General features: G+C 56.2%; 24 protein-coding genes. 19 read left to right on the plus strand and 5 right to left on the minus strand.

Annotated features, from left to right (window positions below; genetic code table 11):
* Positions 1-29 precede the first annotated feature (29 nt).
* The gene (locus FOM92_RS11510; protein WP_143777010.1) at positions 30-1,112 is read right to left on the minus strand and encodes a helix-turn-helix transcriptional regulator; all 1,083 of its coding nucleotides are present in this window, start codon (positions 1,110-1,112) and stop codon (positions 30-32) included.
* Here FOM92_RS11510 and cysD point away from each other — a divergent pair.
* From cysD to FOM92_RS11575, 13 genes are all read left to right on the plus strand, one after another.
* Positions 1,112-2,116, plus strand: a complete 1,005-nt coding sequence (gene cysD, locus FOM92_RS11515; protein WP_281285606.1) for a sulfate adenylyltransferase subunit CysD — start codon at positions 1,112-1,114, stop codon at positions 2,114-2,116. The two genes, FOM92_RS11510 and cysD, sit on opposite strands and share 1 nt — an antisense overlap.
* Positions 2,116-4,032 (plus strand): sulfate adenylyltransferase subunit CysN, encoded by a 1,917-nt coding sequence (gene cysN / locus FOM92_RS11520; protein ID WP_143777012.1) that lies wholly within the window; start codon positions 2,116-2,118, stop codon positions 4,030-4,032. The genes cysD and cysN overlap by 1 nt, the downstream gene beginning before the upstream one ends.
* A gap of 9 nt (positions 4,033-4,041) precedes the next feature.
* On the plus strand, positions 4,042-4,773 hold the full coding sequence (locus tag FOM92_RS11525) for a 3'(2'),5'-bisphosphate nucleotidase CysQ (protein WP_143777013.1): 732 nt from the start codon (positions 4,042-4,044) through the stop codon (positions 4,771-4,773).
* A 41-nt stretch (positions 4,774-4,814) separates the two neighbouring features.
* Positions 4,815-5,516: a Crp/Fnr family transcriptional regulator gene (locus FOM92_RS11530; protein ID WP_143777014.1), complete on the plus strand. Its 702-nt coding sequence runs from the start codon at positions 4,815-4,817 to the stop codon at positions 5,514-5,516.
* Positions 5,517-5,616: 100 nt separating this feature from the next.
* Entirely contained in the window at positions 5,617-7,275 is a 1,659-nt protein-coding gene (gene ccoN, locus FOM92_RS11535; RefSeq protein WP_143777015.1) for a cytochrome-c oxidase, cbb3-type subunit I, read from the plus strand.
* Positions 7,276-7,287: 12 nt separating this feature from the next.
* Entirely contained in the window at positions 7,288-8,034 is a 747-nt protein-coding gene (ccoO, locus tag FOM92_RS11540; protein ID WP_143777016.1) for a cytochrome-c oxidase, cbb3-type subunit II, read from the plus strand.
* Positions 8,031-8,189: a cbb3-type cytochrome oxidase subunit 3 gene (locus tag FOM92_RS11545; protein ID WP_143777017.1), complete on the plus strand. Its 159-nt coding sequence runs from the start codon at positions 8,031-8,033 to the stop codon at positions 8,187-8,189. Before ccoO ends, FOM92_RS11545 begins: the two co-directional genes overlap by 4 nt.
* Positions 8,182-9,114 carry a cytochrome-c oxidase, cbb3-type subunit III gene (ccoP, locus tag FOM92_RS11550; protein ID WP_143777018.1) on the plus strand — a complete coding sequence of 311 codons (933 nt, stop codon included), beginning with the start codon at positions 8,182-8,184 and terminating at the stop codon, positions 9,112-9,114. Before FOM92_RS11545 ends, ccoP begins: the two co-directional genes overlap by 8 nt.
* The gene (gene ccoG / locus FOM92_RS11555; protein ID WP_143777019.1) at positions 9,101-10,558 is read left to right on the plus strand and encodes a cytochrome c oxidase accessory protein CcoG; all 1,458 of its coding nucleotides are present in this window, start codon (positions 9,101-9,103) and stop codon (positions 10,556-10,558) included. The genes ccoP and ccoG overlap by 14 nt, the downstream gene beginning before the upstream one ends.
* Positions 10,555-11,022, plus strand: coding sequence for a FixH family protein (locus tag FOM92_RS11560; protein WP_143777020.1), 468 nt, complete (start codon positions 10,555-10,557; stop codon positions 11,020-11,022). Before ccoG ends, FOM92_RS11560 begins: the two co-directional genes overlap by 4 nt.
* Entirely contained in the window at positions 11,019-13,148 is a 2,130-nt protein-coding gene (locus tag FOM92_RS11565; RefSeq protein ID WP_143777021.1) for a heavy metal translocating P-type ATPase, read from the plus strand. The genes FOM92_RS11560 and FOM92_RS11565 overlap by 4 nt, the downstream gene beginning before the upstream one ends.
* Positions 13,145-13,294 carry a cbb3-type cytochrome oxidase assembly protein CcoS gene (ccoS, locus tag FOM92_RS11570; protein WP_143777022.1) on the plus strand — a complete coding sequence of 50 codons (150 nt, stop codon included), beginning with the start codon at positions 13,145-13,147 and terminating at the stop codon, positions 13,292-13,294. Before FOM92_RS11565 ends, ccoS begins: the two co-directional genes overlap by 4 nt.
* A complete protein-coding gene (locus tag FOM92_RS11575; RefSeq protein ID WP_143777023.1) occupies positions 13,291-13,527 on the plus strand; it encodes a hypothetical protein in 237 nt (78 codons plus the stop codon). Before ccoS ends, FOM92_RS11575 begins: the two co-directional genes overlap by 4 nt.
* Positions 13,528-13,610: 83 nt before the next feature.
* Here the strand turns inward: FOM92_RS11575 and FOM92_RS11580 are convergent, their stop codons facing one another.
* Positions 13,611-14,276 (minus strand): OmpW/AlkL family protein, encoded by a 666-nt coding sequence (locus FOM92_RS11580; RefSeq protein WP_143777024.1) that lies wholly within the window; start codon positions 14,274-14,276, stop codon positions 13,611-13,613.
* 112 nt (positions 14,277-14,388) lie between these two features.
* Between FOM92_RS11580 and hemN the strand changes: the two genes are divergently transcribed.
* The gene (hemN, locus tag FOM92_RS11585; protein ID WP_143777025.1) at positions 14,389-15,705 is read left to right on the plus strand and encodes an oxygen-independent coproporphyrinogen III oxidase; all 1,317 of its coding nucleotides are present in this window, start codon (positions 14,389-14,391) and stop codon (positions 15,703-15,705) included.
* Here hemN and FOM92_RS11590 read toward each other — a convergent pair.
* Together FOM92_RS11590 and FOM92_RS11595 are read right to left on the minus strand one after the other, a co-directional pair.
* Positions 15,702-17,003: a UDP-glucose dehydrogenase family protein gene (locus FOM92_RS11590; RefSeq protein WP_143777026.1), complete on the minus strand. Its 1,302-nt coding sequence runs from the start codon at positions 17,001-17,003 to the stop codon at positions 15,702-15,704. The genes hemN and FOM92_RS11590 overlap by 4 nt on opposite strands.
* 236 nt (positions 17,004-17,239) lie before the next feature.
* Entirely contained in the window at positions 17,240-18,454 is a 1,215-nt protein-coding gene (locus tag FOM92_RS11595) for a S8 family serine peptidase (protein ID WP_143777027.1), read from the minus strand.
* Between the two features lie 465 nt (positions 18,455-18,919).
* Here FOM92_RS11595 and FOM92_RS11600 point away from each other — a divergent pair, with 465 nt between their 5' ends.
* The 5 genes from FOM92_RS11600 (at position 18,920) to FOM92_RS11620 (ending at position 24,490) form a co-directional block, all read left to right on the plus strand.
* A complete protein-coding gene (locus tag FOM92_RS11600) occupies positions 18,920-21,238 on the plus strand; it encodes a GumC family protein (RefSeq protein ID WP_170226871.1) in 2,319 nt (772 codons plus the stop codon).
* Between the two features lie 63 nt (positions 21,239-21,301).
* Entirely contained in the window at positions 21,302-22,024 is a 723-nt protein-coding gene (locus tag FOM92_RS11605; protein WP_143777029.1) for a metallophosphoesterase family protein, read from the plus strand.
* Entirely contained in the window at positions 22,021-23,013 is a 993-nt protein-coding gene (locus FOM92_RS11610; RefSeq protein WP_246087272.1) for an ATP-grasp domain-containing protein, read from the plus strand. The genes FOM92_RS11605 and FOM92_RS11610 overlap by 4 nt, the downstream gene beginning before the upstream one ends.
* Positions 23,010-23,924 carry an NAD-dependent epimerase/dehydratase family protein gene (locus tag FOM92_RS11615; RefSeq protein WP_143777030.1) on the plus strand — a complete coding sequence of 305 codons (915 nt, stop codon included), beginning with the start codon at positions 23,010-23,012 and terminating at the stop codon, positions 23,922-23,924. Before FOM92_RS11610 ends, FOM92_RS11615 begins: the two co-directional genes overlap by 4 nt.
* Positions 23,921-24,490 carry a sugar transferase gene (locus tag FOM92_RS11620; protein WP_246087273.1) on the plus strand — a complete coding sequence of 190 codons (570 nt, stop codon included), beginning with the start codon at positions 23,921-23,923 and terminating at the stop codon, positions 24,488-24,490. The genes FOM92_RS11615 and FOM92_RS11620 overlap by 4 nt, the downstream gene beginning before the upstream one ends.
* Positions 24,491-24,574: 84 nt before the next feature.
* Here FOM92_RS11620 and FOM92_RS11625 read toward each other — a convergent pair whose 3' ends face one another.
* Positions 24,575-25,300, minus strand: coding sequence for a LuxR C-terminal-related transcriptional regulator (locus tag FOM92_RS11625; protein WP_143777031.1), 726 nt, complete (start codon positions 25,298-25,300; stop codon positions 24,575-24,577).
* Positions 25,301-25,816 lie beyond the last annotated feature (516 nt).

Consider the following 25,816-nt stretch of genomic DNA (forward strand, 5'->3'; position numbering starts at 1 on the left):
AGTCGCAAGCAAAATCGGAATCGGGGAATTCAGCTAATGGCCAGAACACTCGTCAGAATGATCCGCACCAGTTCGGCATGACCTCGCGCACCGGTTTTGGCATATATTTTTTTCGAATAGTTGCGGGCCGTTTCGACGGTCAGGCCCAATGCGTCGGCTGCCTCCGATATGCTCGTCGTGTGGGCCAGCATCCAAGCCAGCCGCGCTTCGCTTGGTAAAAGGCCGAAGAGGTCAACAAGCTGGTCACACCGGTCAGCTTGCGAACGACGGTCACCACTGATGTAGACAATGGCGACGGGCATCCGGCTACCGGCAAAGGTCAGGCTTTGATGGGGTGTGACGAGCATTTCGACCCAGGGATCCTTGCTGAGGTTGAAAGCCTGTGGCCGGGCATCCCGGTTGACGGCAAAACTTTTCACCAGCGATGTCAGGGCCCTGTCGATGGATGGGGATGCAGGCACCAGACGGTCATAGCGGCCACGCCGGAGAACGCTGCCCCATTGAAACAATTGGTCCAGATTATCGGTCGCATCAATGATATGACATCCCGCATCCAATGACAGCCATCCCATTTTCAGCCGGTCAAAGGCCTGACCCGTAATAGTCGAACGAAAACGTTCGCGCTCAAGCGCGGCATGGCTGCGCAATGCGATCTGCAGATGGGGTGCGAGGGCCGTTAACAGCGCGCTGGTCGCCGAACCAATGTTTCTGCCGCCGGAACATAAAAGCCACAGATCCAGTCCACCCGGCTCCGTCACGCGGATGGCACGCAGTTGTTTGAACTTTTCTGCGTTGCTGAATACGTCACGCTGCTTCGTGTCGGATAAATCCAGCAACTCATTCTCAGCATAGACACGGTTGGGACGCATGGCGCGGAACGCGATACTATCCCCGATCCGGCGGCCTCCTTCGGGTAGCATTGTCTCATCAAGTACTGCTGCATCCCCGGCCGACAATTCGATAATCCGTTCCTCATCGGAAGGCTGGAAGAGCAGTTTGACCGTATCAGCGCCCGTCTTGGCAAGTAACTTGTTAAGAAATCCGCGCCATAGGGGCGCTTCGAACATCCCTTCATAGAGCGATTGCAACAGGCTGTCATCGTCGGTGCGCATTGCCAGACTATACCCTCCCATATGGGAGGTTCAAGTCATGTTTATGTCGGGCACATGATTCGGCAACAGATCAAGGAGCTAACACAGCGATGACACGCATATTGACGCATTTGGAAAGATTGGAAGCCGAAAGCATTCATATCATGCGAGAGGTTGTCGCCGAGTCCGAACGGCCCGTCATGCTCTATTCGGTGGGTAAGGACAGTGCGGTCATGCTGCATCTCGCGCGCAAAGCATTCTACCCCTCCCCGCCACCTTTTCCGTTGCTGCACGTCGATACGACCTGGAAGTTCCAGGATATGTACAAGCTGCGCGACCAGATGGCGAAAGAGAGCGGTATGGAGCTGCTCGTATATCAGAATCAGGAAGCCAAGGACCGGGGCATCAACCCGTTCGATCACGGTCCGCTGCATACCGATATGTGGAAAACGGAAGGTCTGAAAATGGCCCTCGACCATTATGGTTTCGACGCCGCCTTTGGTGGCGCCCGCCGTGACGAGGAAAAGAGCCGCGCCAAGGAACGCATTTTCTCGTTCCGCACAGCGACCCATGGTTGGGACCCCAAGAACCAGCGACCCGAATTGTGGAATCTCTACAATGCCCGCAAGACCAAGGGCGAAAGCATCCGGATATTCCCTATCTCCAACTGGACCGAGCTCGATATCTGGCAATATATCCATCTGAACGATATCCCGATTGTTCCGCTCTATTTCAGCGCGAAGCGGCCGACTTACGAATATCAGGGCCAGATATTCATGGCCGATGATATTGAGAGGCTTGAGCGCGTGATGGGCAAGCGGCCCGAAATCACCGAGCGCTCGATCCGTTTCCGGACATTGGGTTGTTTCCCGTTGACCGGCGCTGTCGAGAGCAATGCGACAACCTTGCCCGAGGTCATTCAGGAAATGCTTTTGACCACGACGTCCGAGCGCCAGGGCCGGGTAATCGACAAGGATGGCGGCGACGCCAGTATGGAAAAGAAGAAGCAGGAAGGTTATTTCTGATGTCGGAAGCAGATACCATCTACAAGACCGATGCCCTCATTGCCGAGGATATCGATGCTTATCTGGAGACACACCAGCATAAAAGCCTGCTCCGCTTCATCACCTGCGGCAGTGTCGATGACGGCAAATCAACCCTGATCGGGCGGTTACTTTATGATTCCAAGATGATCTTTGAAGATCAGTTGGAAGCGTTGCAGGCCGACAGCAAACGCGTGGGCACACAAGGTCAGGAAATCGATTTTGCGTTGCTGGTCGATGGCCTTGCCGCGGAACGCGAACAGGGCATCACCATCGACGTCGCCTATCGCTTTTTTGCCACCGAGAAACGTAAATTCATCGTCGCCGATTGTCCGGGACATGAGCAATATACGCGCAACATGGTGACGGGCGCATCGACCGCAGACCTTGCGATCCTGCTGGTTGATGCACGCAAGGGCGTAATCGTCCAGACGCGGCGTCATGCCTATCTGGCGCACCTGATTGGCGTGAAAAACATCGTGCTGGCGGTGAACAAGATGGATCTGATCGATTATGATCAGGACCGTTACAATGCCATTTGCGACGATTTCCGCGCCTTCGTTCGCGAAGCCGGGATCAGCGAGAATTTCACCAGCATTCCCATTTCGGGTCTGGCCGGCGACAATATCACCTCGCGTTCCGCCAATACGCCTTGGTACGGCGGCACCACGTTGATGGAGCATCTGGAAACCGTCGAGCTCAACAACACAGACGAGCAGAACAAGGCGTTCCGTCTTCCGGTCCAGTGGGTGAACCGTCCCAATCTCGACTTCCGGGGCTTTTCGGGACTGATTTCGACCGGTTCGGTCAAGCCGGGTGACGCAATCCGCGTTTTGCCTTCAGGAAAGACATCGACCGTTACAAAGATCGTGACGCTGGAAGGCGAACTTGAAGAAGCCGTCGCCGGACAGTCGGTCACCGTCTGCTTTGCGGACGAAGTTGACTGTTCGCGTGGCAACGTGATCGCGACGGCAGACAATCCGCCCGAGGTATCCGACCAGTTTGAAACAACCATTGTCTGGATGGATGACGATCCCCTGCATGTCGGCCGTTCCTATTGGCTGAAACTTGGAACGCAGATGGTTTCGGCCACGGTCCAACAGCCCAAATATACCGTCAATGTGAATACGATGGAGCATCTGGCGGCCAAGACACTCGAATTGAACGCGATTGGCATTGCGGAGATTGCAACCGACAAGCCTATCGTTTTTGAACCCTATACCAAGAGCCGTGCGCTTGGCGGATTTATCCTGATCGACAAGATCACCAACCGCACCGTGGGTGCAGGCATGCTCCATTTCAGCTTGCGTCGGGCCCAGAATGTCCACTGGCAAGCGACCGACATTGGCCGTGAAGAACATGCCAATCTGAAGAACCAGAAGCCACGTGTACTATGGTTCACGGGTCTTTCCGGCTCGGGCAAATCAACCATTGCCAATGAAGTTGAAAAACGCCTGAACCTGATGAACCGCCACACTTTCTTGCTGGACGGGGACAATGTACGCCACGGACTGAACAAGGACCTGGGTTTTACCGAGGCTGACCGTATTGAAAACATCCGGCGCGTCGGCGAAGTCGCCAAACTGATGACCGACGCTGGACTGATTGTTCTGACGGCCTTCATTTCGCCCTTCCGCGCGGAACGCGATATGGTTCGTGCGATGATGCCCGAAGGCGAGTTTGTCGAAATCTTTGTCGACACCCCGCTCGAAGTGGCTGAGGAGCGCGACGTGAAGGGCCTTTACAAAAAGGCGCGGAGCGGTGCGCTGAAGAATTTCACTGGTATCGACAGCCCCTATGAGGCACCGTTGAATCCCGAAATTCGCGTCAATACGGTCGAGATGACAGCGGCAGAGGCTGCCGAACATATCATCCGTCTCCTGATGCCCCTGAAGTGAGTTTGCACGATGAATGACAGCGAACTAGCAGCTCATCTGGCGCATGTTGCGGGACGATTGCTACTGGAAGTACGGGCATCCGGACTGCTCAGCCTGAAAGCTCTGGGCAAGGCGGGTGACCAGACAGCGAACCAGTTCCTGTGCCACGCACTGCGCGAGCAACGTCCCGATGACGGTCTATTGTCCGAGGAAGAAAAGGACAATGCCGACCGCCTGTCAAAATCGCGCGTATGGATCATCGACCCTGTTGATGGCACACGCGAATATGGAGAAGAACGGACGGATTGGGCGGTGCATGTGGCGCTTGCCATAGACGGGGTTCCGACCGTCGGAGCGGTTGCACTGCCCGGGCTTGATCTTGTGCTTCGGACAGACCGCCCCCAGCCTCTGCCACCTGCGGCTGAAAAGCCCCGGATGCTGGTCAGCCGCACCCGACCCGCTGCCGAAGCCGTGGCAGTTGCCGAGAAAATCGGCGCTGACCTGGTACCCATGGGCAGTGCAGGCGCCAAAGCCATGGCAGTTGTGCGTGGCGAAGCGGAAATCTATCTACACACCGGCGGCCAATATGAGTGGGATAGCTGCGCACCTGCTGCCGTGGCCGCAGCCCATGGTCTGCATATCAGCAGAGTCGATGGCAGCCCGCTTGTCTACAATCAGGCGGACGTCTACATGCCCGACCTGCTGATTTGTCGTCCAGAATGGGCTAAACCGGTGCTGGAGCTTGTTCGCGAAGCTGTTTAATTCGGTTTGTCACTTCTTTGTAAAGTTGCTACCCAGCCAATATGAGCGATTGTGCGCAATGTGTTGTACGTAACCGGGCAATTTGCTCGGGGTTGAGTCCCGAAGAGCTTTTGGCTTTAGGCCAGAAGGGGCGTAAGCAGACTGTAAAGCGCGGTCAGACACTGGTTTGGGAGGGCGATGACTCTCTGGTCGTGGCGAATGTCATTTCCGGTGTTCTCAAACTCAGCGTTTCGACAGCAGATGGCCGGGAACAGATTGTCGGCATCGTCTTCCCTTCCGATTTTATCGGCCGCCCCTTTGGCAAGGAAAGCCCGTACAGCGTGACCGCATTGAGCGACGCGGAGGTATGCGTTTTCCATCGCTCTACATTCGACCAGTTCGCACGCGAACATCCCGAATTGCAGCACAAGCTGCTGCAACGCACGCTCATTGAGCTGGATGAGGCGCGGCAATGGATGATGCTGCTGGGCAAGAAGACCGCAGAGGAACGCATCGCCACATTGCTGATCCGTATATCCGAACGGTTGAGTGCAGATGGCTGCACCGGACCTTTGCTTAATCTCGATGAATTCGAACTGCCCATGGACCGCCAGCAAATGGCCGATATTCTGGGCCTCACCATCGAAACGGTCAGCCGCCAGTTGACCCGCATCAAATCCAGCGGCGTGATTGCCCTACCCGACCGGAGGCGGGTCGTAATCCATGATCGCCAGGCTTTGCTGGATCTTGCCGAAGCGGCCTAGATCCTATCTTCGCCTTTCTTGACCTAGGTCAATGATAGGATTCCCCAAATAGACCATCGCGAACCCGAACCGCTCATGATTTTGCGGTCGGGGAACGATTATGGATATTCTTTTAACACGGGTCGGGGTGTGGTTTTTTGTGGCGGTCATGGCATTTGCTGCCATGGCGCTGGGGGCGGACCAGGCATATTCGGTCCATATGGGCATTGTCTGCATCGCCGCCTTGATTGCGATGGCGGCATCCATGAACCGCTTCGACTTTCTGACGCAGAAATTCCCGGCATTAAGCGGGGCGGCTGTCGCATCGCGCTATGATGATGAACCGATCCGGTGGGGTGCGATTGCAACGCTGTTCTGGGGAATTGCAGGCTTTCTGGTCGGGCTGATCATTGCGCTGCAACTCGCCTTTCCTGTTCTGAATTTCAATCTGGAGTTTACGACGTTCGGGCGTTTGCGGCCACTGCATACATCTGCGGTGATTTTCGCATTTGGAGGCAACGCGTTGATCGCGACGAGTTTCTACGTCGTCCAGCGCACTTGCCGGGCGAGACTCGCCTTCCCCGGTCTCGCCCGTTTTGTTTTCTGGGGCTACCAGCTGTTCATCGTGCTTGCCGCCACCGGTTATCTGATGGGGGTGACCGAGGGTAAGGAATATGCCGAGCCTGAATGGTATGTCGACCTGTGGCTGACGGTCGTGTGGGTAAGCTATCTGGCGGTTTTCGTCGGCACGATCGTGAAGCGCAAAGAGCCGCATATCTACGTCGCCAACTGGTTCTACCTGAGCTTCATCATCACCGTCGCCATGCTGCACCTGGTCAACAACCTGTCCATGCCGGTCAGCATCTTCGGATCGAAAAGCTACAGCGCCTTTGCAGGGGTGCAGGATGCACTGACGCAGTGGTGGTACGGTCATAATGCCGTGGGCTTCTTCCTGACCGCAGGCTTTCTGGCGATGATGTACTATTTTGTACCCAAGCAAGCAGAGCGCCCGGTCTATTCCTACCGGCTATCCATTGTCCATTTCTGGTCGCTGATCTTCCTCTACATCTGGGCAGGACCGCACCATCTGCATTACACAGCCCTTCCAGACTGGGCCCAGACATTGGGCATGGTCTTCTCCGTCGTGCTGTGGATGCCGAGCTGGGGCGGAATGATCAACGGCCTGATGACGCTCAACGGCGCCTGGGACAAGATCCGGACAGACCCGATCATCCGCATGATGGTCATGGCCCTCGCCTTTTACGGCATGAGCACCTTTGAAGGTCCGATGCTGTCCATCAAGGCGGTCAACAGCCTGTCGCACTATACCGACTGGACCATTGGTCATGTGCACAGCGGTGCGCTCGGCTGGAACGGCATGATCACCTTTGCCTGCCTCTATTATCTGTTCCCACGCCTGTGGAACCGTGAACGGATGTACTCGCTGCGCATGATCAACTGGCATTTCTGGCTCTCCACACTGGGCATCGTCTTCTACGCCTCTGCCATGTGGGTTTCAGGCATCATGCAAGGCCTGATGTGGCGCGAATATGGAGCCGACGGGTATCTCGTCTACTCCTTTGCGGAGACAGTCGCTGCAATGTTCCCGATGTACCTGATCCGGGCCTTTGGCGGGCTGCTCTATCTCGCCGGTGCACTGGTCATGGTCTTCAATGTGTGGATGACAGTCGCCGGAAAAATCCGCGTCGAAAAGCCGATGACCGAAACGCCCCATAATCCTGAAGCCGACCGGCCCTATGTCGCCGTTCCGGCTGAATAAGGAGCACTCCTCATGACAAGCACAACCAAAACCGGAGCCTTCAGCCACAAAAATCTGGAGCGTAACGTCAGCCTGCTCGGCCTGTGTGCGCTCGGCGCCGTGGCCATTGGCGGTATCGTGGAAATCGCCCCGCTTTTCTGGATCGATTCCACCGTGGAAAAGGTAGAGGGCGTTCGCCCCTACACCCCGCTCGAACTGACAGGCCGCAACATCTACATCCGCGAAGGCTGCTATGTCTGCCACAGCCAGATGGTCCGCCCGTTCCGCGACGAAGTGGAACGTTACGGCCCCTATAGTCTGGCGGCAGAAAGTATGTACGACCACCCCTTCCAATGGGGATCAAAACGGACCGGCCCGGATCTTGCCCGTGTCGGCGGCCGCTATTCGGACGAATGGCACCGCGCCCATCTGAAAGATCCGCGCAGTGTCGTGCCTGAATCCATCATGCCGCCTTACGCCTTTCTGGCCGAGCGGCCGGTACGCGCAGGCCAAATGTCTGGCCATCTCACCGCCCTTTCACGGGTAGGCGTACCCTATAGCAAGGAAGCCATCAAAGAGGCCGATACCGATCTGATGGCGCAGGCGGACCCCAATACCGACGTCGCAGCTTTTCAGGCGCGTTACCCCAAGGCGCAGGTTCGCGATTATGACGGAAACCCTGCCAAAGTGACCGAAATGGACGCTGTGGTGGCCTATTTGCAAATGCTGGGAACGCTGGTCGATCACCAAAAGGCCAAGCCCTTTGAGCAACCACGATGAATTACAACGATCTTCGCCACTTTGCAGACAGTTGGGGTCTGGTGGTGATGGGGGTGATCTTCCTCATCCTTATCGCCTGGCCTTTCCGCAAAGCGAACCGGCAACGCAACCACGACGCTGCCATCATGATTTTCAGGGACGATGACAATGGCTGAGAATAAACGCATCGACGCACCAACCGGTACGCAAACCGTTGGACATGAATGGGATGGCATCGAAGAACTCGATACGCCAATGCCCCGCTGGTGGGTCTTTACTTTCTGGGTCTGTATCCTGTGGGGGATCGGCTATGTCGTGCTTTTCCCCGCTATCCCGTTGTTTAACGGGGCAACGCCCGGTCTTTGGAACTGGTCAAGCCGTGGGCAACTGGAACAGCAGATGAAGGCCGAGACCCTGCGCCGGGCACCTATAACCAACGCACTTTCCGCTATTCCTGTCGAGGAACTTGCCGGCAACGAAAAGCTCTACCAAGCCGCCATCGAAGGTGGCCGCGCCGCATTCAAGGTCCATTGTGTACAGTGTCATGGCTCCGGTGCCGCCGGATCTAAAGGCTATCCCAATCTCAACGATGATGACTGGCTGTGGGGCGGCGATCTGCCAGCTATCCACTATACCCTGACACATGGTGTCCGGCAGCCGGACCATGAAGAAACACGCTTCTCGCAGATGCCAGCCTTTGGCGGCGTGCTGAACGGTGGCGAGATCGACGCTGTTGCTGCTTATGTCCAGACCCTGTCGGGCAAGGCAAAGCCCAGCGCGCGGTCGGCAGTCGGTGCAACACTATTCGCAAATAACTGCGCTTCCTGCCACGGCACAGATGGAAAGGGCATGCGCGAATTTGGCGCACCCAATCTGACAGATGGCATCTGGCTCTACGGCGGCGATGCTGCGAGCATAAAGACCACAATTACCAAGGCGCGTTATGGTGTGATGCCGCGCTGGAACAACCGTCTGGATCCTGTCACTATCAAAATGCTTGCGGCATATGTCCATTCGCTGGGCGGTGGTGAAGCCACTGCGACACCTGCCACGGCAACGGCCCCCGACCCGGAAAAGGTCGCCACCAATGTCCAGCCCTGAAGATCTGACGGGTCCCCGACAGCCGCTCTACCAGGCGCGCAAAGGTGTTTATCCTAAAGCAGTGGATGGCTTCTATCGTCGCCTGAAATGGGTGATCATGGCCATCACCCTGCTGATCTATTATGTTACGCCATGGATCCGGTGGGACCGCGGGGCCTATGCCCCAGACCAGGCTGTCCTTGTCGATCTTGCGAACCGCCGTTTTTACATGTTCCAGATCGAAATCTGGCCACATGAATTTTATTATGTGGTGGGCCTGCTGGTCATGGCGGGGATCGGCCTGTTTCTTGTGACGAGCGCCGTAGGACGTGCCTGGTGCGGCTATAGCTGTCCCCAAACCGTCTGGACAGACCTGTTCCAGCATGTCGAACGGTTTATCGATGGCGATCGCAATGCCCAGATCCGGCTCGAAAAGGCATCCTGGGGCGTCGAAAAAATCGCCAAGCGTTTCAGCAAATGGACCATATGGCTGATTATCGCCTTTTGGACCGGCGGCGCGTGGATCATGTATTTTGCCGATGCACCCACATTGGTCCGTGACTTCTGGTCCGGCAACGCCGCTCCCGTCGCATATGCCACGGTCGGCATTTTAACCGCCACAACATTTGTCTTCGGCGGTTTCATGCGGGAACAGGTGTGCATCTATATGTGTCCATGGCCGCGTATCCAGACCGCCATGATGGACGAAAAATCCCTACTGGTGACATATAAGGATTGGCGCGGGGAGCAGCGGGGCAGTCTGAAGGCGGCGCAGGCCAATCCATCCGCGTTCGGCGATTGCATCGACTGCAACCAATGCGTAGCAGTGTGCCCGACAGGCATCGATATCCGCGAAGGGCCACAAATCGGCTGCATCACCTGCGCTTTGTGCATTGATGCCTGCGACAAGGTCATGGCCCAAATTGGCAAGCCACGCGGGCTGATCGATTATTGCACGCTGGACGACGCCGAAGTGGAAAAGAAGGGCGGCATTGGCAAACCGGTGCTCAAGACCCTGCTTCGTCCGCGCACAATCATCTATTTTGGCATCTGGTCCGCCATTGGCCTCGCCATGCTGTTTACCCTGGGGCAACGTACACGGCTCGACCTTGCGGTTCAGCATGACCGCAATCCCGTTTATGTGCAGCTTTCGGATGGGACAATCCGGAACAATTACACGCTCAAAATCCGCAACATGCAGGCCCGTCCGCGCATCGTCGACATCTATATCGAAGGACTGCCCGGTGCTGTTGTTTGGACAGCCGATGGGGATCGCGCGTCCGCCCGCCAAAATGTGAATTTCGCCGTCGACCCAGACGCGGTCCATAAAGTCCGTCTGTTCATCGCCGCACCCGCACAAGGCCCCGCCCGCACAGAATTCCAGATAAGCGCCCGCGCCCGCACGGGGGATGAACGTGGCGACAGCGACACCCTGATTTTCGAACGTCCGAAGGAAGACGAATGATCACCTCTAAACCGCGCGCTTTTACAGGCTGGCACATGACCACAATATTGGTCAGCTTCTTTGCCGTCGTTATGGCTGTGAATTTTACAATGGCGCGTATGGCGATCAGTACCTTCGGCGGTACCGTTGTCGACAATAGCTACGTTGCAAGCCAGAACTACAATATGTGGCTTAAGGCCGCTGACCGGCAAAACAGGCTGGGCTGGCATGTTGAAGCGCGCTTGGATGCAGAGCGGCATGTCCGCATTCTGGTCAACAGTAAGGGCGCGGTACTGGATGATATCCAGGCCACGGGAGATGCATTGCATCCCCTGGGACGCGAAGAAGATCATGCCCTGACCTTTGTTTCTGTTGAAAATGGCGAGCTGCGCTCGCGTGAAGCCTTGCCGCAGGGACGATGGAACCTTCAGCTTTCGCTTCGCCGAAACACCGACATCTTCCACATGCGGGAACAGGTGCAATGACGGCGACCACACCGAACCGCAATCCGGTCCAACTGCCCCAAACGGAATTTGCTGTGCCCGGCGTGCGTTGCGCTGGCTGTATAGCCAAATTGGAAAATGGGTTGATGCTTGATCCGGGCATTGCTTCTGCGCGGGTAAATTTCACCGCCAAACGCGTGGCGATCACCCACCTGCCCGAGTTACAGTTGCCGCAGCTTGTCAACATTCTGGGCGACCTTGGATTTGAAGCGGTTCCTATCGCTGCGGATGTTCCGGATGGAACGCAGCAGGAATCGCGTGAAATGTTGCAGGCGATGGCCGTTGCCGGCTTTGCGATGATGAACATCATGCTGCTGTCGGTTTCGGTATGGTCAGGCGCGCAAGGGTTTACACGGGATCTGTTCCACTGGATTTCGGCGCTAATCGCTTTGCCGACGGTGGCCTATTCAGGCCGCCCCTTTTTCCGATCGGCTTGGGCGGCCCTGCGCAAAAAGCGCACGAACATGGATGTTCCTATCTCGATAGGTGTGTTGATTACAACCGCGCTCAGCCTGTTCGAAACCTTCACCCATGGTCCGCACGCCTATTTTGACGGCGTCGTCATGCTGCTCTTCTTCCTCCTCACGGGCCGGTGGCTTGATGTGGTTATGCGGAGCAGGGCACGCGATGGCGTCAGCGCGTTGCTTAAGCAAACTGCGTCCGGTGCGATGGTTTTGGGAAAGGACGGGAAAACACGCTGGATTGAAACCAAAGCCCTGTCCATCGGCATGGAAATGATCGTAGCCGCCGGGGAGCGCATTGCGGCCGACGGGATCATTCTGGATGGAAGCAGCAGCGTCGATCTTTCTTTACTGACAGGCGAATCCGCACCGCAAATCGTTCGCGAGGGCGACAGAGTCCATGCAGGTACACTGAACATCGACAATCCCGTTACCGTTCGTGTGACAGCCGCCGGTGCCGATACGGCCATTGCGGACATCGCACGGTTGATGGAAAAGGCCGGGCAGAGCAAATCGCTTTATGTGCGTGTCGCCGATCGCGCCGCGCGCCTTTATGCGCCGGCGGTTCACACATTGGCAGCGTTAAGCTTCCTAGGCTGGATGCTGGCGGGCGCCGGATGGCATGAAAGCTTGCTGGTCGCGGTTGCGGTTTTGATAATCACCTGCCCGTGCGCATTGGGTTTGGCCGTACCGGCTGCCCAAATTGTCGTTGCCGGTGCATTGATGCGTGCAGGCATATTGGTGAAAGATGGGAGCGCACTCGAACGGCTCGCAGAGGTCGATCGCGCGATGTTCGACAAGACGGGCACACTCACCCGGGGACGGCCCGAACCGGTTAATCTCGACAATGCAACGGACGAACAAAGGTCGATTTTGCTCGCCCTGTCACGTGCGAGCCGCCATCCATTGTCCGAGTCCATTCGTCGCACACTGGAAGCCGCAGGGACGCAAGCGGCTTCGCTTTCCAAAATCCGGGAGATTGCTGGATCAGGTGTCTATGCCGTTTCGGGAACGCGCGATGTATCGTTGGGGCGGCCCGATTATGACATGGCGAGCGCAGCTATGGCTGCCCAATTGCTGATTGCAGGCCAAACACCCTTCACAATCCACTTTACCGATCAGATACGGAGCGCAGCCGCAGAGACGATAACCGAGCTGCAGCGACTAGGGATAGAATCTACCATTTTGTCCGGAGACCGTGCCAGCGCTGTTGCGCCCGTTGCGCGTACATTGGGACTAACCGCACAGACCGCAATGCTACCCGAAGACAAGCTGGACGCCATTGCGCGGCAAAAAAAGGCAGGGCACCGCGTCCTGATGGTGGGAGATGGTCTCAACGATGGACCTGCTTTGGCCGCCGGCCACGCCTCTATCGCGCCCGCATCGGCGAGTGACGTCGGCCAGAATGCCGCGGACGTCGTATTTCTGGGTGATGCCCTGACTCCCGTGGCGACAGCGGTGCGCGCAGCACGCCGCACACAGCAAATCGTGCGGCAGAATTTCGGCTTGGCCATCGGCTATAATGTTATTGCCGTCCCGCTTGCGATTGCCGGGCAGGTAACGCCTCTAATTGCCGCTGCAGCTATGTCGGGATCGTCGCTTATCGTCGTTGCAAACGCCCTGCGTCTGCGGGGGGCTGCGCGATGACCGGTCTGGCCCTGCTTATTCCCGTCGCCCTGGGCTTGGGGCTTCTTGGCCTCGTCTGCTTCTTTTGGTCATTGAAGAACGGCCAGTTTGACGATGCGGACGGCGCGGCCCTCCGCATACTCATTGACGAGGAAGGCCCGTTGTGAAGCGTATGGCTGTTCTTTTGGCCATTGCCATATTGGTCATCCCGCCCTTGCCGGCGCAAGGCAAAGCCTTGACGGTCGGCGTTTGTGGACAGCCCGGCATGCAGGTTTCTATTCCCGTGAAGCAACCCCTGCCTGGCGAAGGCGATGATCATGGTTGCTGTAAAAAAGGTTGTCACGCCGCCAGTGACAGGCGGAAAAAGCTGACCAATAACGGCCCGGAAGACTGCTGCTGAACAGCAAAAAGGCGACGCCTCCCCCCGGAAGCGCCGCCTTACGCGAGGGCAGCCAATGACCCTTGGCTGCCCTTGAGCGTCTTCTAAAAGCGGAACCCTACCCCTACGCCTATAACGATGGGATCAAGGCTGATTTTCACGCGCTGCGTACCAATCGCGGTTGTCGCCAGACGTGCCGTCGTATCGATATCGATATATTTGACGTCGAAGTTGAGGAACATCTTCTCGTTCAGATCGACATCGATGCCGGCCTGCGCTGCCCAGCCGAAGCTGTCTTTCAAGTTGACGTCGGTCTGGCCTACCGCTGTTTCCAGACCTGCGGACGGCTTTTCGGAATAGAACATCGTGTAATTCACACCGGCGCCGACATAGGGGCGGACCTTTGCTTCCGGGGCAAAATGATATTGCACGGTCAGCGTGGGCGGCAACACCCAGGTGGATGCAAGCTTGCCAATGCCACCGGTCGTTCCACTTGTGCCCGACGCATTATGCTTTGTCGTCGCCGCAATCAGTTCAAGTCCGACATTGTCGCTGACCATATGCGTGATGTCGACTTCGGGCATGACGCTGTTGTTGACCTTCACCTCTTCGGTGGGAAATGCCGGCAATATGGGGCCGGAGCTTTCTGTCGGCGCAACCATGATACCGCGAACACGGATAAAAGTGTCGCCCGCTTCGGCATGGGCGGCGCCGGTCCCCAGGGCGAATGCCACAACCAGCATGCTTGTTTTAAGGGAGAGAGATTTCATGTCAGTTTCCTTATGCTGACCTTGTTGTCAGTAGAGCCATATTGCCGCGACGCGATTTAAAGTCTTTGACGCAGATCAAGGTCTTGCCCCGTGCATCAATTATGCAGGTGGTATGTGGCCATATTATCCCGAACTGCTCAGCAGACCCGTGCCCCGCTACACGAGCTACCCCACTGCTGCGGAATTTCACGAGGGCGTGGGCGCGGACGAATATGCGACAGCGCTGCGCAACATCGCGCCGGGAACGCCGCTCTCCCTCTATCTGCACATCCCGTTCTGCGAGAAGATCTGCTGGTATTGCGGCTGCAACACCGGGGCGGCATCCAAGGCACAGCGTCTGGCTGCCTATCTCGACGCGCTGGAGGCCGAGCTGGCGTTGGTGGCAAAATATATCGGCGGGCGGGGCTTTGTTCAGCGCATTGCCTTTGGCGGCGGTAGCCCGAACGCGCTTTCGACAGTTGAATTCGTGCGGCTACTGGACCGCATCATTACCGTTTTCGCGGCTGGCCGACCGGAAATTTCGGTCGAGATAGATCCGCGTGGATTTACGTCCGAATGGGCACTGGTCATGGCTGCATCGAACGTCAGCCGCGTGAGCATGGGTGTGCAGACCTTTACCCCGCACGTGCAGGCGGCCATTGGCCGGGTCCAGCCCTTTGCCATGATCGAAACCTGTGTGTCCGCATTAAGGTCACGCGGCATCCGTGCGATCAATTTCGACATGATGTACGGCTTGCCACATCAGTCACTCGAAGATCTGCGCGATAGCCTCCATCAGGCCATCGGACTACGTCCCACCCGGATAGCGCTGTTCGGATATGCGCATCTGCCCACGATGATCCCGCGACAGCGGCGGATCGACACCCACGCCCTGCCCGACGCAGACCTGCGGTTCCAGCAATCCGCTCTGGGTTTTGATATGCTGGTCGCAGCGGGCTATGAGCCGATCGGTTTCGATCATTTTGCCTTGCCCGAAGATCCGCTGGCTATTGCCGCAAAGGCCGGAAAAGTACGCCGGAATTTTCAGGGATTTACCGAGGACAGCAACGAAACGCTGCTGGGCTTCGGCGCGAGTTCGATCAGCATGCTGCCCGGACTACTCGTCCAGAACGAGAAGAATATCGGGGCATATCGAAACAAGGTCAACGCAGGCTTGTTCGCCGCTTCGCGCGGATTTGTCCCCGATGCCGAAGATATGGAACACAGCCGCTGGATTGAGCGGCTGCTATGCGACGGTCATGTCGAGGTCCCCGCGGACGCACATCCCAAAGGGGCGCTACGCCCGTTTGAGGAGCGCGGCCTCGCCAAATGGTGCGGGGATGAGCTGGTCATCGAAGAAAGCGGACGGCCTTATGCCCGATGCATCGCTGCTGCCTTCGACCGATTTCGCCAATCGGATAATGTGAAGGCAGCGTCGCAGGCGGTTTAACGACCGATGCTGCTGTAGCGGAAGCCTGCGGCCTGGATTTCGTTGCTGCGATAAATATTCCGCAGATCAACCATCGCGTCGCCCTTCATCGCCGAACGCAGCTTGGCAAGGTCAAGTGCGCGATAGGCATCCCATTCGGTGACCAGGGCAATGGCATCCGCACCTTCGGCAGCGGCATAGGCGCTTTCGGTCATGACCACTTCAGGGAGGATTTTCGATGCCTCTTCCATCCCTTCGGGATCATGGGCGTACACCTGCGCGCCCGCATCCAGCAGGGTCTGGACGATTGCGATCGACGGCGCATCGCGCATGTCGTCGGTATTGGGTTTGAAAGTCAGGCCAAGCAGCGCGACTTTCTTGCCCCGCGCATCCCCGCCCAGGGCAGCGATAATCTTGCGACCCATGGCCCGTTTGCGAAGGTCGTTTGCTTGAACGACGGCTTCAACAATACGGACCGGACTATCGTTATCCTGAGCGGTTTTGAGGAGAGCAAGCGTATCCTTCGGGAAGCAGCTGCCGCCATAGCCAGGACCTGCGTGCAGGAATTTCGACCCGATACGATTATCGAGTCCGATTCCGCGCGATACGTCCCGAACATTGGCGCCAAGCTTTTCACAAAGGTCGGCCATTTCGTTGATAAAGGTAATTTTCGTCGCCAGAAATGCGTTGGCGGCATATTTGATAAGCTCCGATGAACGGCGGCTTGTGAAGAGGATCGGCGATTCATTGAGGAACAGCGGGCGGTAAATGGCACGCATGGTTTCGCGGGCCCATTCAACATCGGTTCCGACTACGATACGGTCAGGACGTTTGAAGTCACCAATAGCGGCGCCTTCGCGTAAGAATTCCGGGTTGGAAACAACGGCAAATTCCAGGGTCGGATTTGCTTCACGGATAATCCGTTCGACTTCGTCGCCGGTACCGACGGGCACGGTCGATTTGGTCACAACAACCGTTTTGGGGTCTATCGCGCTCGCCAGTTCTTCGGCGGCGGCATATACGTAGCTGAGATCGGCATGGCCATCGCCGCGACGCGAAGGTGTTCCCACCGCGATAAATACGGCGTCACAACCCTTTAGCGAGGATTTGAGATCGGTCGAAAAGGAGAGGCGCTTTGCATCGACATTCGTCTTCACCAAAGTGTCGAGACCCGGTTCGAAAATCGGCATAATATTGGCATTGAGCTGATCGATTTTGCGTGCGTCCTTGTCGACGCAGACAACGTCATGGCCAAAGTCGGCGAAGCAAGCGCCCGACACAAGCCCGACATAACCTGATCCTATCATCGCGATTTTCATACATATTTCCTGGGAATAGCGTTTAGTTCGCCGCTTCATTATTTGGCGGGGACATAAACGGCAAGCCACTAAAAGGGATAATGCAACGGTCACCAAAAGGGTATTTTGCACACCAATGGGCTTGCTTCATGGTTAAAAAAAGGCCCCGAACGCGGTAGAGCGTCCGGGGCCTTTTGTTTGTCTGTCCGGTAGGTTCAGGACAATATCATATCCTGGCCCAAACCGGTCTTATGGTTTTAGCGAACGCCGATGACGTCCGGGTTGCCGTCACGATCGCCGATCACCGTACCGCCATTGCGGATGGGACCAACGAGCAGAAGCCCTGCCAGGTGCGGTGTCGCCATGGACGTGCCGCTGATGGTGTTATAACCTCCTGCGAGCCAGGTAGACCGGATGCCAACACCGGGTTCGGCATAATCGACCGGCGGGTTGCCGAAGTTCGAGAATGATGCAAACACATCGCCGGTACCAAAAGCAGATACCGTATAGATATTCGGCCCGTTGGCCCGTCCGGGTGAGCTGCTCGTAGCGTTGGTGGCCTCGTTACCGGCAGCCAGTGCGAAGCGGATACCCTTTGCCGCTGCTGCGACAACGGCATCGTCAAGTGCCTGACTGATACCGCCCCCGAGGCTCATATTCGCAACGTCGCCCGGTGCACCATTTTGCGATACATAATCCACGCCAGCGATGACGCCGGAAGTTGAACCGCTGCCCTTTTTGTTAAGCACGCGTACGGCAACAACCTTTGCGCCCGGCGCAACGCCGACCACACCGATATTGTTATTGATGGCAGCAATCGTACCAGCAACATGCGTGCCGTGACCATTTTGGTCGTCAGCGGTCAGACCGGTGATGAAGCTGCGGCTGCGCGGCACATCGACGTTCAGATCCGGATGGTTCAGCTGGATGCCAGAATCAATGACCCAGGCCGTAGCAAAGGTGCCGTTAATTCCACCGCCAACGCGTGTAATGCCCCAAGGTGTCTGCTGCACGCCCGATGGTGGAGGCGGCGGCGGCGGAGGAGGAGGGGTTGGTCCGGGAGGAGGAGGTGGTGGTGGTGGCTTCACGCCATCCTGGCCCTTGCTCGCGTTCACTTCACCCAAAGCGTAAACGACTGTGCCGCTTGCATCGAGTGGAGTCACTGAGACCACACGGTCCTGTTCACAAAAGGCAATATCGCTGTTGCGCGTTTTCAAGCCATCGACGCCCGTCTTGGTCATCTTGGCAGCAAACCCACGAACTGCGTCGCGATACACATGCTTCAACTGGCCACCGCCATCACGCACGGCGCGGTCGGCCTTTACGCCGACATCAGCTTTCGCAACGACATTCTTTTTGAATACGCAGATATAGCTATCTGCAATCGGATCACCGTTCCGTTCGGCAGAAGCCGGACTGATTGCGATAACGGAACAGGCGGCGATAGCCGTTCCGAGATACAAACTCTTCATTACTGAAACCTCCCAGTTTGGATTTGCCGCCCGAGCGACGCGCGGCGAATCTTACAGTATTTCGTCAAACCTAATGCAACACAAATTAAGGTCAGAACGCTTGACGCCCCATAATTGAACACATTTTAGCAACACTCAACGATAATATTGCATTAACCAAAAGTTGTTGCAGCAAGATGTACGTTCAGAAGAAGTCTGCTTATCAACACGCGCCACACGAACACCAAAAAAATCAAGAAAAAAGAATCATTTCGCTTCAGCATTTGAACGGCCAGTTAATTGTTAACCCTGACATGGCAAAAACATTGCTCAAAGGGGGTAGTCCAATAAAGACGCGCTATCTCCCCAATATCAATCGCACCTGATAATAGAGGCACGCTATATGATCGGTGCGAAGTGTTCGGTCGGGAAATGGCAATATCCTCGACATGCGGCACACAAAAAGTTGAAAAAGAAGGTAATCTGATGTCCAATGCTATCATAAGCTCAAACCATTCCGGACAGGTCGGTTTTGCGCAGGGTCGCCCCATGACAGCCGGTCCACAAAACTTCTCGACTATGGAAAGTTCAGGCATTGGTGAATTTACCAATGTCCTGTTGCGTCATAAGCGGCTTGTACTCAGCATCATCATCGTCGTTACCTTGAGCGCATTTGTCTGGCAGATCACACGACCCACACTCTACAGTTCAACAGTGTCGATGCAGGTCGAACTGATCGATGCCGTCGGTGTGAACCAGGCCGACATCATGGCAAAGAACAACCAGCGTATTGCCAACGAAGTGAAGTTACACCGTTCACGCGCCGCTGCCGAGAAAGTGGTACGTGACCTCGAGCTGTATGATCGCGCTGACTTCAAGAAAGATATGGGCAAAACGCCGGTAGGCGGAAAGAAGCAGAAAATCCGTAAGGCCGCGACCCGTTTGCTCGAAATGTCCGAAATCACCATGCAGGAAGGTTCGGACCTTGTCGAAATTACGGTAGAATCGCGCTCGGCCGAAATGGCAACACTGATTGCAAACCAATATCCCATTTCCGTCCAATCTATCCGTACCAAAAAAGCTGAAGAGCGGAGTAAGGAACTGCTCGCCTCGCTGACCAAAAAGCAGGAAGAGACGGCCAAAATGGCTGAAGAAACGGCAAAGGCCGTTTCTGATTTCCGCATTGCCAATGGCATGCTGGCCGGTGCAGCGGGCACGGAAGATCTGAGCCAGATTAACCGGATTCAAAGCGAAGCCATATCTGCTGCCGCCATGAGTGCCGGCTCCTCCTCGCGTAGCGCGGGCGTCGCTGCTGCTGCAGGGATCCGGAGCATTGCAGGGGCCAGCAATGCTGCGACGCAGGCGCTGGAACGTCAGGAAGCAGATCTGACAACCCAACTTGCAAGCAAATCCGAAACCTATGGCAACAGCCACCCCGAAATCATTGCCTTAACGGCAACCTTGTCGCGTGTTCGTCAGGATCTTTCGCGTGAACGTAGCCGTGCAGCATCCGATGCAGCCGCCGTTGCCAGCGCCGAAGGTGCGCGGATGGCGCAAATGGCACGCAGCGACGCTTCGGGTGACGCTGCGCGTGCGGGCCAGTTGCGCGCACAGCTCAATGCCCTGACCGGAAAGGCCTACAGCAATATCCGCAATGTGGTGGAGCTCGAAACATTATCGCGCCAGGCCGAACAGGCGGTGAAGGCATATAACCAGATCACCGAGCGCGTTTCGGAAATCCGTGCCAAGAACCCGTTGGAAGGCGTCAACACCACGGTAGTGTCGCCTGCATCGGTCAATGAAAAGCCGGTATCGCCGCAGCCGTTCAAGATTACGACAATGGCGCTCTTGGCATCGGCCGTGATGGCCTTCCTGGTCGCCTTTGCCATCGACTTGTTTGACAACAAGCTTCGCAACTCGGCGCAAATCCGCAAATTCTTCGGCCTGCCGACGTTCGGCATGCTGCCCTTTATCGAAGCCGATTTTGGTAGCAAAATCGAAGAAAGCCCTGTGTTGCAAGACCCGCAATCGCTTTTTTCGGAAGTTGCGCGCGCCGCTTATTTCGATGTCAATGCATTGGGTACGCCAAATCAGTGCCAGACCGTGCTGATTACATCACCATTACCGGGTGACGGAAAGTCGGTGGTATCGGTTACGCTTGCCGCCGCAGCCATGGCCGTTGGAAAGCGCGTCGCGGTAATCGATCTCGATCTGCGCAAGACGGGTCTTATCCAGCAGATGAAGCGCGCCGGCACACCGGACCTGATCGAGATTTTGAAGGGTCATGTCGACTTTTCAAAGATCGCCCCGCCGCTGCTTCCAAATGACAGCGACGCGGACCAGATCGACACTGAAACAGAGATCGATACAAGCCGCATCGCCCTGATCAGTGCGACCAAGCCGATTGCGGAACCTGCGCGTTTGTTGGGTTCGCGCGCCTTGCAGGTGTTGCTGTCTGACCTCAGGACAAAGTTCGATTTCATCGTCATCAACGCACCTGCGACATTGGCCGTTAAAGATGCGCGGACGATGTGCAGCTTTGCCGACCATACTGTTGTGGTTGCACGTTGGGGCAAAACAACGATCGAACAGATGAACGCTACCATGGAAATGCTGGGCATCAACCGTGTAGCAGGTGTAATCTTCGACCAGGTCAACTATGAAGAGCACGCACGTGGCCGCTATGGCGATGCCATCCAATATTATTGGGAATCGGCCAGCTATTACAGCGACATTGGCCGGGCCAAATCCAAGATGCCCGCCTGGTTCAATCGGTTGTTTGGCAAGAAATCCTACGTGAACTGAGCATGGGGCCGGTGAAAGACCGGTCCCTCTGCCCGTTTCGAACAATAGTATAAGGTTTGGTCCGTGCGCATAGCTGTCATCAGCGACATCCATTCGGCTTACGCACCATTTGCAACCGCCCTGTCGGACGCACGCACTGCCGGATTTGACCAGCTCATCCTTCTGGGCGATCTCTTTACCTATGGCCTTGATCCCAGGCCATGTGCGGACCTTGCGGCGGAAGCCATCGCCCGGGATGGTGCGCTTTTGGTCGGCGGGAACCATGACCAGCTCTATATTGATATGGAAAATGGTGAGACCGGCTATTTTGACCGTATGCCCGAATGGATCAAACAGTCGGCCGAATGGACTTGGGCGCAACTGGGAAGCCATTGGCCCGACAACCTGCCGATCGTGCCTGAATGGCACTATGGGCCGCTGTTCATGGCGCATGCCAACCCCTTTGGTTATGGCGACTGGACCTACATGTCGGGCGAGGCCGAAATGGCGCGCGCGGCGCACGTGTGTGCGGAACGTGGATATCGCTATGGTGTCTTCGGGCATCTGCACCGCAGCCGCCATTATGCCGACGCTAACGCCGAAATCCACGTCGTAGGGGCAGTCGGCCAACCCCGCTCTGCTGACGATCGCACCCCGCACTGGGCTATGGTTGAACTGGACAACGAAAAATTGACACTTGTTCGGTACAATATAGCCTGCGACGCTGCGGCGCATTGCCGCGAGATCAGGCAGCATCCGGAATTCTCGCCAAGCACTAAAGATAAGTTATGTGGATTTTTTGAATGATGAAGATTGTAGTTACGGGCGCCGGCGCGGTTCTGGGCCAAGGGATTATCAAGTCGCTCAAGTCGGCATCTTTGCCAATCCGGATCATTGCGCTTGACCCCAATGCCCTGTCGGCAGGATTGCACTGGACGGACGAAGCACGCCTGATCCCGATGGCGACTGACCCCGATTATGTATCCCGGATCGAGGCCATTCTGGACGAAGTGCGGCCGGATGCCGTGCTTGTGGGGACCGACGTCGAACTCGCCCTCTTCGCGCAGAAGCGCGCGGAATGGGAAGCGCGCTTCAACACGCATATTCTCGTGAGTCCCGCTAACGTCATCGAAATCGCCGACGACAAATTCCAGACCGCACAGTTCCTTGAGGCAAACGGGCTGTCCAACCCCAGATCGGTGCGTGCCGAAGACAGCGCCGCCTTGGAACAGCTGATCGAAAGCATCGGCTTTCCCCTGATCGTCAAACCCCGCCGCGGCGCGCGTGCGGTCGGTGTGTCCAAGGTGCACAACCGGACAGAACTCGACGAAGCGCTGCGCGGGCGGAGCGATCTGGTGGTCCAGCAAATGGCGGGCGAGGATGACCAGGAATATACCGCAGGCGTGCTGTTCTTCGACAATGAAGTGCAGGCATCCATCGTGCTGCGCCGGGATCTGAGAGACGGAAACACCTACCGCGCCTATTCGGGCGAGTTCCCCGAATATGAGAAATATGTCCATGATCTGGCCCACGCGCTCAAGCCCTATGGCCCGACCAATTTCCAGTTTCGCGTGGATCAGCACGGCGTCCCGCGCCTTTTTGAAATCAATGCCCGTTTTTCAGGGACGACGCCGATGCGGGCATTGTTCGGCTTTAACGAGGTTGAATTATGCTTGCGTAAACTGATCCTGGGCGAGGACATCGCCCCGCCGACAATCCGGCACGGGACGGTGATCCGGTTCCTCGAAGAACAGTTTCTCGACCATAGCCAGATCGCCGCAGTGGGGCGTCCGTGACCAGACAACGGATTGCGGTTACCGGTGCAAGCGGGGCAATTGGCAGCCGCCTTGCCGCGCTTTTGCAGAGCCGCGGCTTTTCAGTCGTGGCGCTGCAGCGGGATACCGCCTTTTCCCATGGCGAAGGTATCGAGATCCGCCCGTTCTCTCTCTCCGATACCTCCGACACGATTGCCGAACATCTGCACGATGTAGATCAACTCGTGCATCTGGCTGCGATTATTCCGGGCAAAGTGCCGGGCAGCGAGGGCGATGCCGCACTCTGGAACGTCAATGTCCTTGGCACACAAAGGCTCGTCGAGGCGATGGCAATGGCCAAGGTCAAGCGCCTGGTACTGACCGGTACCGCCAATGTTTACCGCGCGGATCAGGCCGAAGCATCGGAAGAATCCCCCTTTGGCCCGCAATCGCGGGTGCTGTATCTGGCATCCAAAGCGGCGCAGGAATGGCTCGCCGCCAGCATGTGCAACGAACATGATATAGACCACGCCATTTTGCGCATATCGTCGGTCATCGGCGACGGCCGCAGCATCATTGACAAGCTGGCAGGCGACTTGGCCAAAGGCATCCCCGTTCAGATCCAGGACGGCGCCGCCTTTGGTGCCGACTTCATAGACTGCGATGACGTATGCGCCGGCTTACTGCTTGCCGTCGAAACAGAATTGAGCGGCGTGTACAACCTGTCGTCCGGCCAGCGCACCGAATTGATCGACATCCTGATTAAACTGGCTGAAATTTTGGGCCGACCTTCAGACGCAATCCAGATGGTGCACGCCAACCGTGCTCCCGATACAGGGTTCCCAGCCATTAACAGCGATCGGCTGCAAAGTTTCGGCTTTAAACCAAAACCGTTGCAGGCGATACTCCAGCGTATCGCCGCTTCGGCTGCCGGAGGAACGAAGGCGGCATGAACACCATTACCAGCATCCTGCGCCGTCTATTGGCGGCGGTAGCCCTGGTGGCTTTGCTGCCGGTCAACCTGATTATCGCCGCATTGTTGCGCGTGTTGCAGGGCAAGAATGTGCTGTTCCGGCAAACACGATCCGGTTTGGGTTGCAAGCCGTTCACGCTGGTGAAGTTTCGCACAATGCGCGATTTGCGCGACGCCGATGGTCAACTGCTGCCCGATGAAGACCGGGTTACGGGTATCGGAACATTTCTGCGTAAAACACGGCTTGATGAGCTTCCCAGCCTTTGGAACGTCGTCAACGGGGATATCGCGATTGTCGGTCCCCGCCCGCTCCTGCCGGAGACGATCGCCGGTCTGGGCGAACGTGGCGTGAAACGGGGTTCGGTCCCTCCCGGGTTGACCGGATGGGCGCAGGTCAATGGCAACACCTTGCTAACCCTTGATGAGAAAATCTCTCTCGATCTCTGGTATATCGATAACGGAGATTGGCGGACGGACCTGTCAATCGTGATATCCACCCTTGGCGTTATGGCCACAGGTGAAAAACGCAGACGTCTGCAAAGCTGACATAGAAAAGCCGGAATATCCTTTCGGATATCCCGGCTTAATTCCTAGCTGGTCACCGGCCTAAAAAACCGGCGCTTTGACGGATTATTCTGCAGCGACCTGGACGTCGTCGTAGTTCATTTCGTCATCAAATTCCTTGACGTCTTCGGCCACAACCTGAACGCCATTGTTGAAAGCCCAAATCGCGGCCTGCGTCCGATTGCTGACCCGCAACTTACGCAGGATTGCTTTGACATAGACCTTCACGGTCGCTTCGCTGATTTCGAGACGACGGGCGATCACTTTATTGGCATGTCCAACAAGCAGATAGCGCAGAGTGGTAATCTCGCGTTCCGACAGGATGCGGGTGACATCAGGGTTACGCGCGAATTGCGGAACCTGGGCCTTCTCTTCCATGCTGGAAAGATGCTGCGCGAGCTGGCTCGGCATTACCTTTTCGCCCATCGCAACCAGACGAAGCGACTTCATAAGCGCTTCAAGGCTGATTTCCTTTACGATGTAACCATCGACGCCATATTTGAACGCATCAACAACTTCTTCCAGATCGAACTGGTCCGAAAGCACGACCTTGCGCGACTTCGGGAAGCTGGTGTTCAGCGCTTCCAACTCACTTTCAAGGTGGTCGGTTGTGCTATTGTCCAGAATGAACAGATTGGGCGATTCATCTTCGGCGTTCGCGAGCAGGAACGAAGTCCCGCTTTCAACGGAAGCCTGTACCGAAAAATTTTCTTCGGCTAGAATGCGGCGGAGGCCTTCACGAGCAAGAGAATTCTTGCCTACGACTACGGCGGATAAAATTGCATCGGTCATCAAACGTACCTTGTCCAGAAGATTTCACGTTTGCGACCCACGTAAACTTTACTTTTTGGTAAGTTTCTTAAAGTTATATAACTTCAGCAGAACTGTCGACCCCCAAAGGGCCATTTTTCGCCCAAATTTGCATTTTTTTGCATGTGCGAGATAACCATTTAAGTATCTGAATTTTAAAAGAATATTTCAATTCTTTGTATGAATTCGTCAGTGTCGTACCAGAGTGGGACACCTATCTATCCAAAGGTAAATAGCCGTAAAAGACGAAAGTCTAGCCATTTTGGATAAGTGATTCGTTTTGGTGATTCGCACGTTAACCATCTTTCTCGTTCCACTTTTTGGCGTCCAATGCAATCGATAGTAACAGATAGAGTTCGCGGCCTGGCCTTAATTGATCCCGGCGACATCCAAAAGTGACCGAAATTCAACCTGTCATTAGCGAAATTGTGGTGGAGATGCTGCAACGCTTATCGTCGGCAGCTTCATTAAATCGCCTGGCTTTGAATCCTTAAAGTA

Origin of the sequence: Sphingorhabdus contaminans (genome assembly GCF_007280415.1) — a bacterium.
Classification (GTDB): domain Bacteria; phylum Pseudomonadota; class Alphaproteobacteria; order Sphingomonadales; family Sphingomonadaceae; genus Sphingorhabdus_B; species Sphingorhabdus_B contaminans.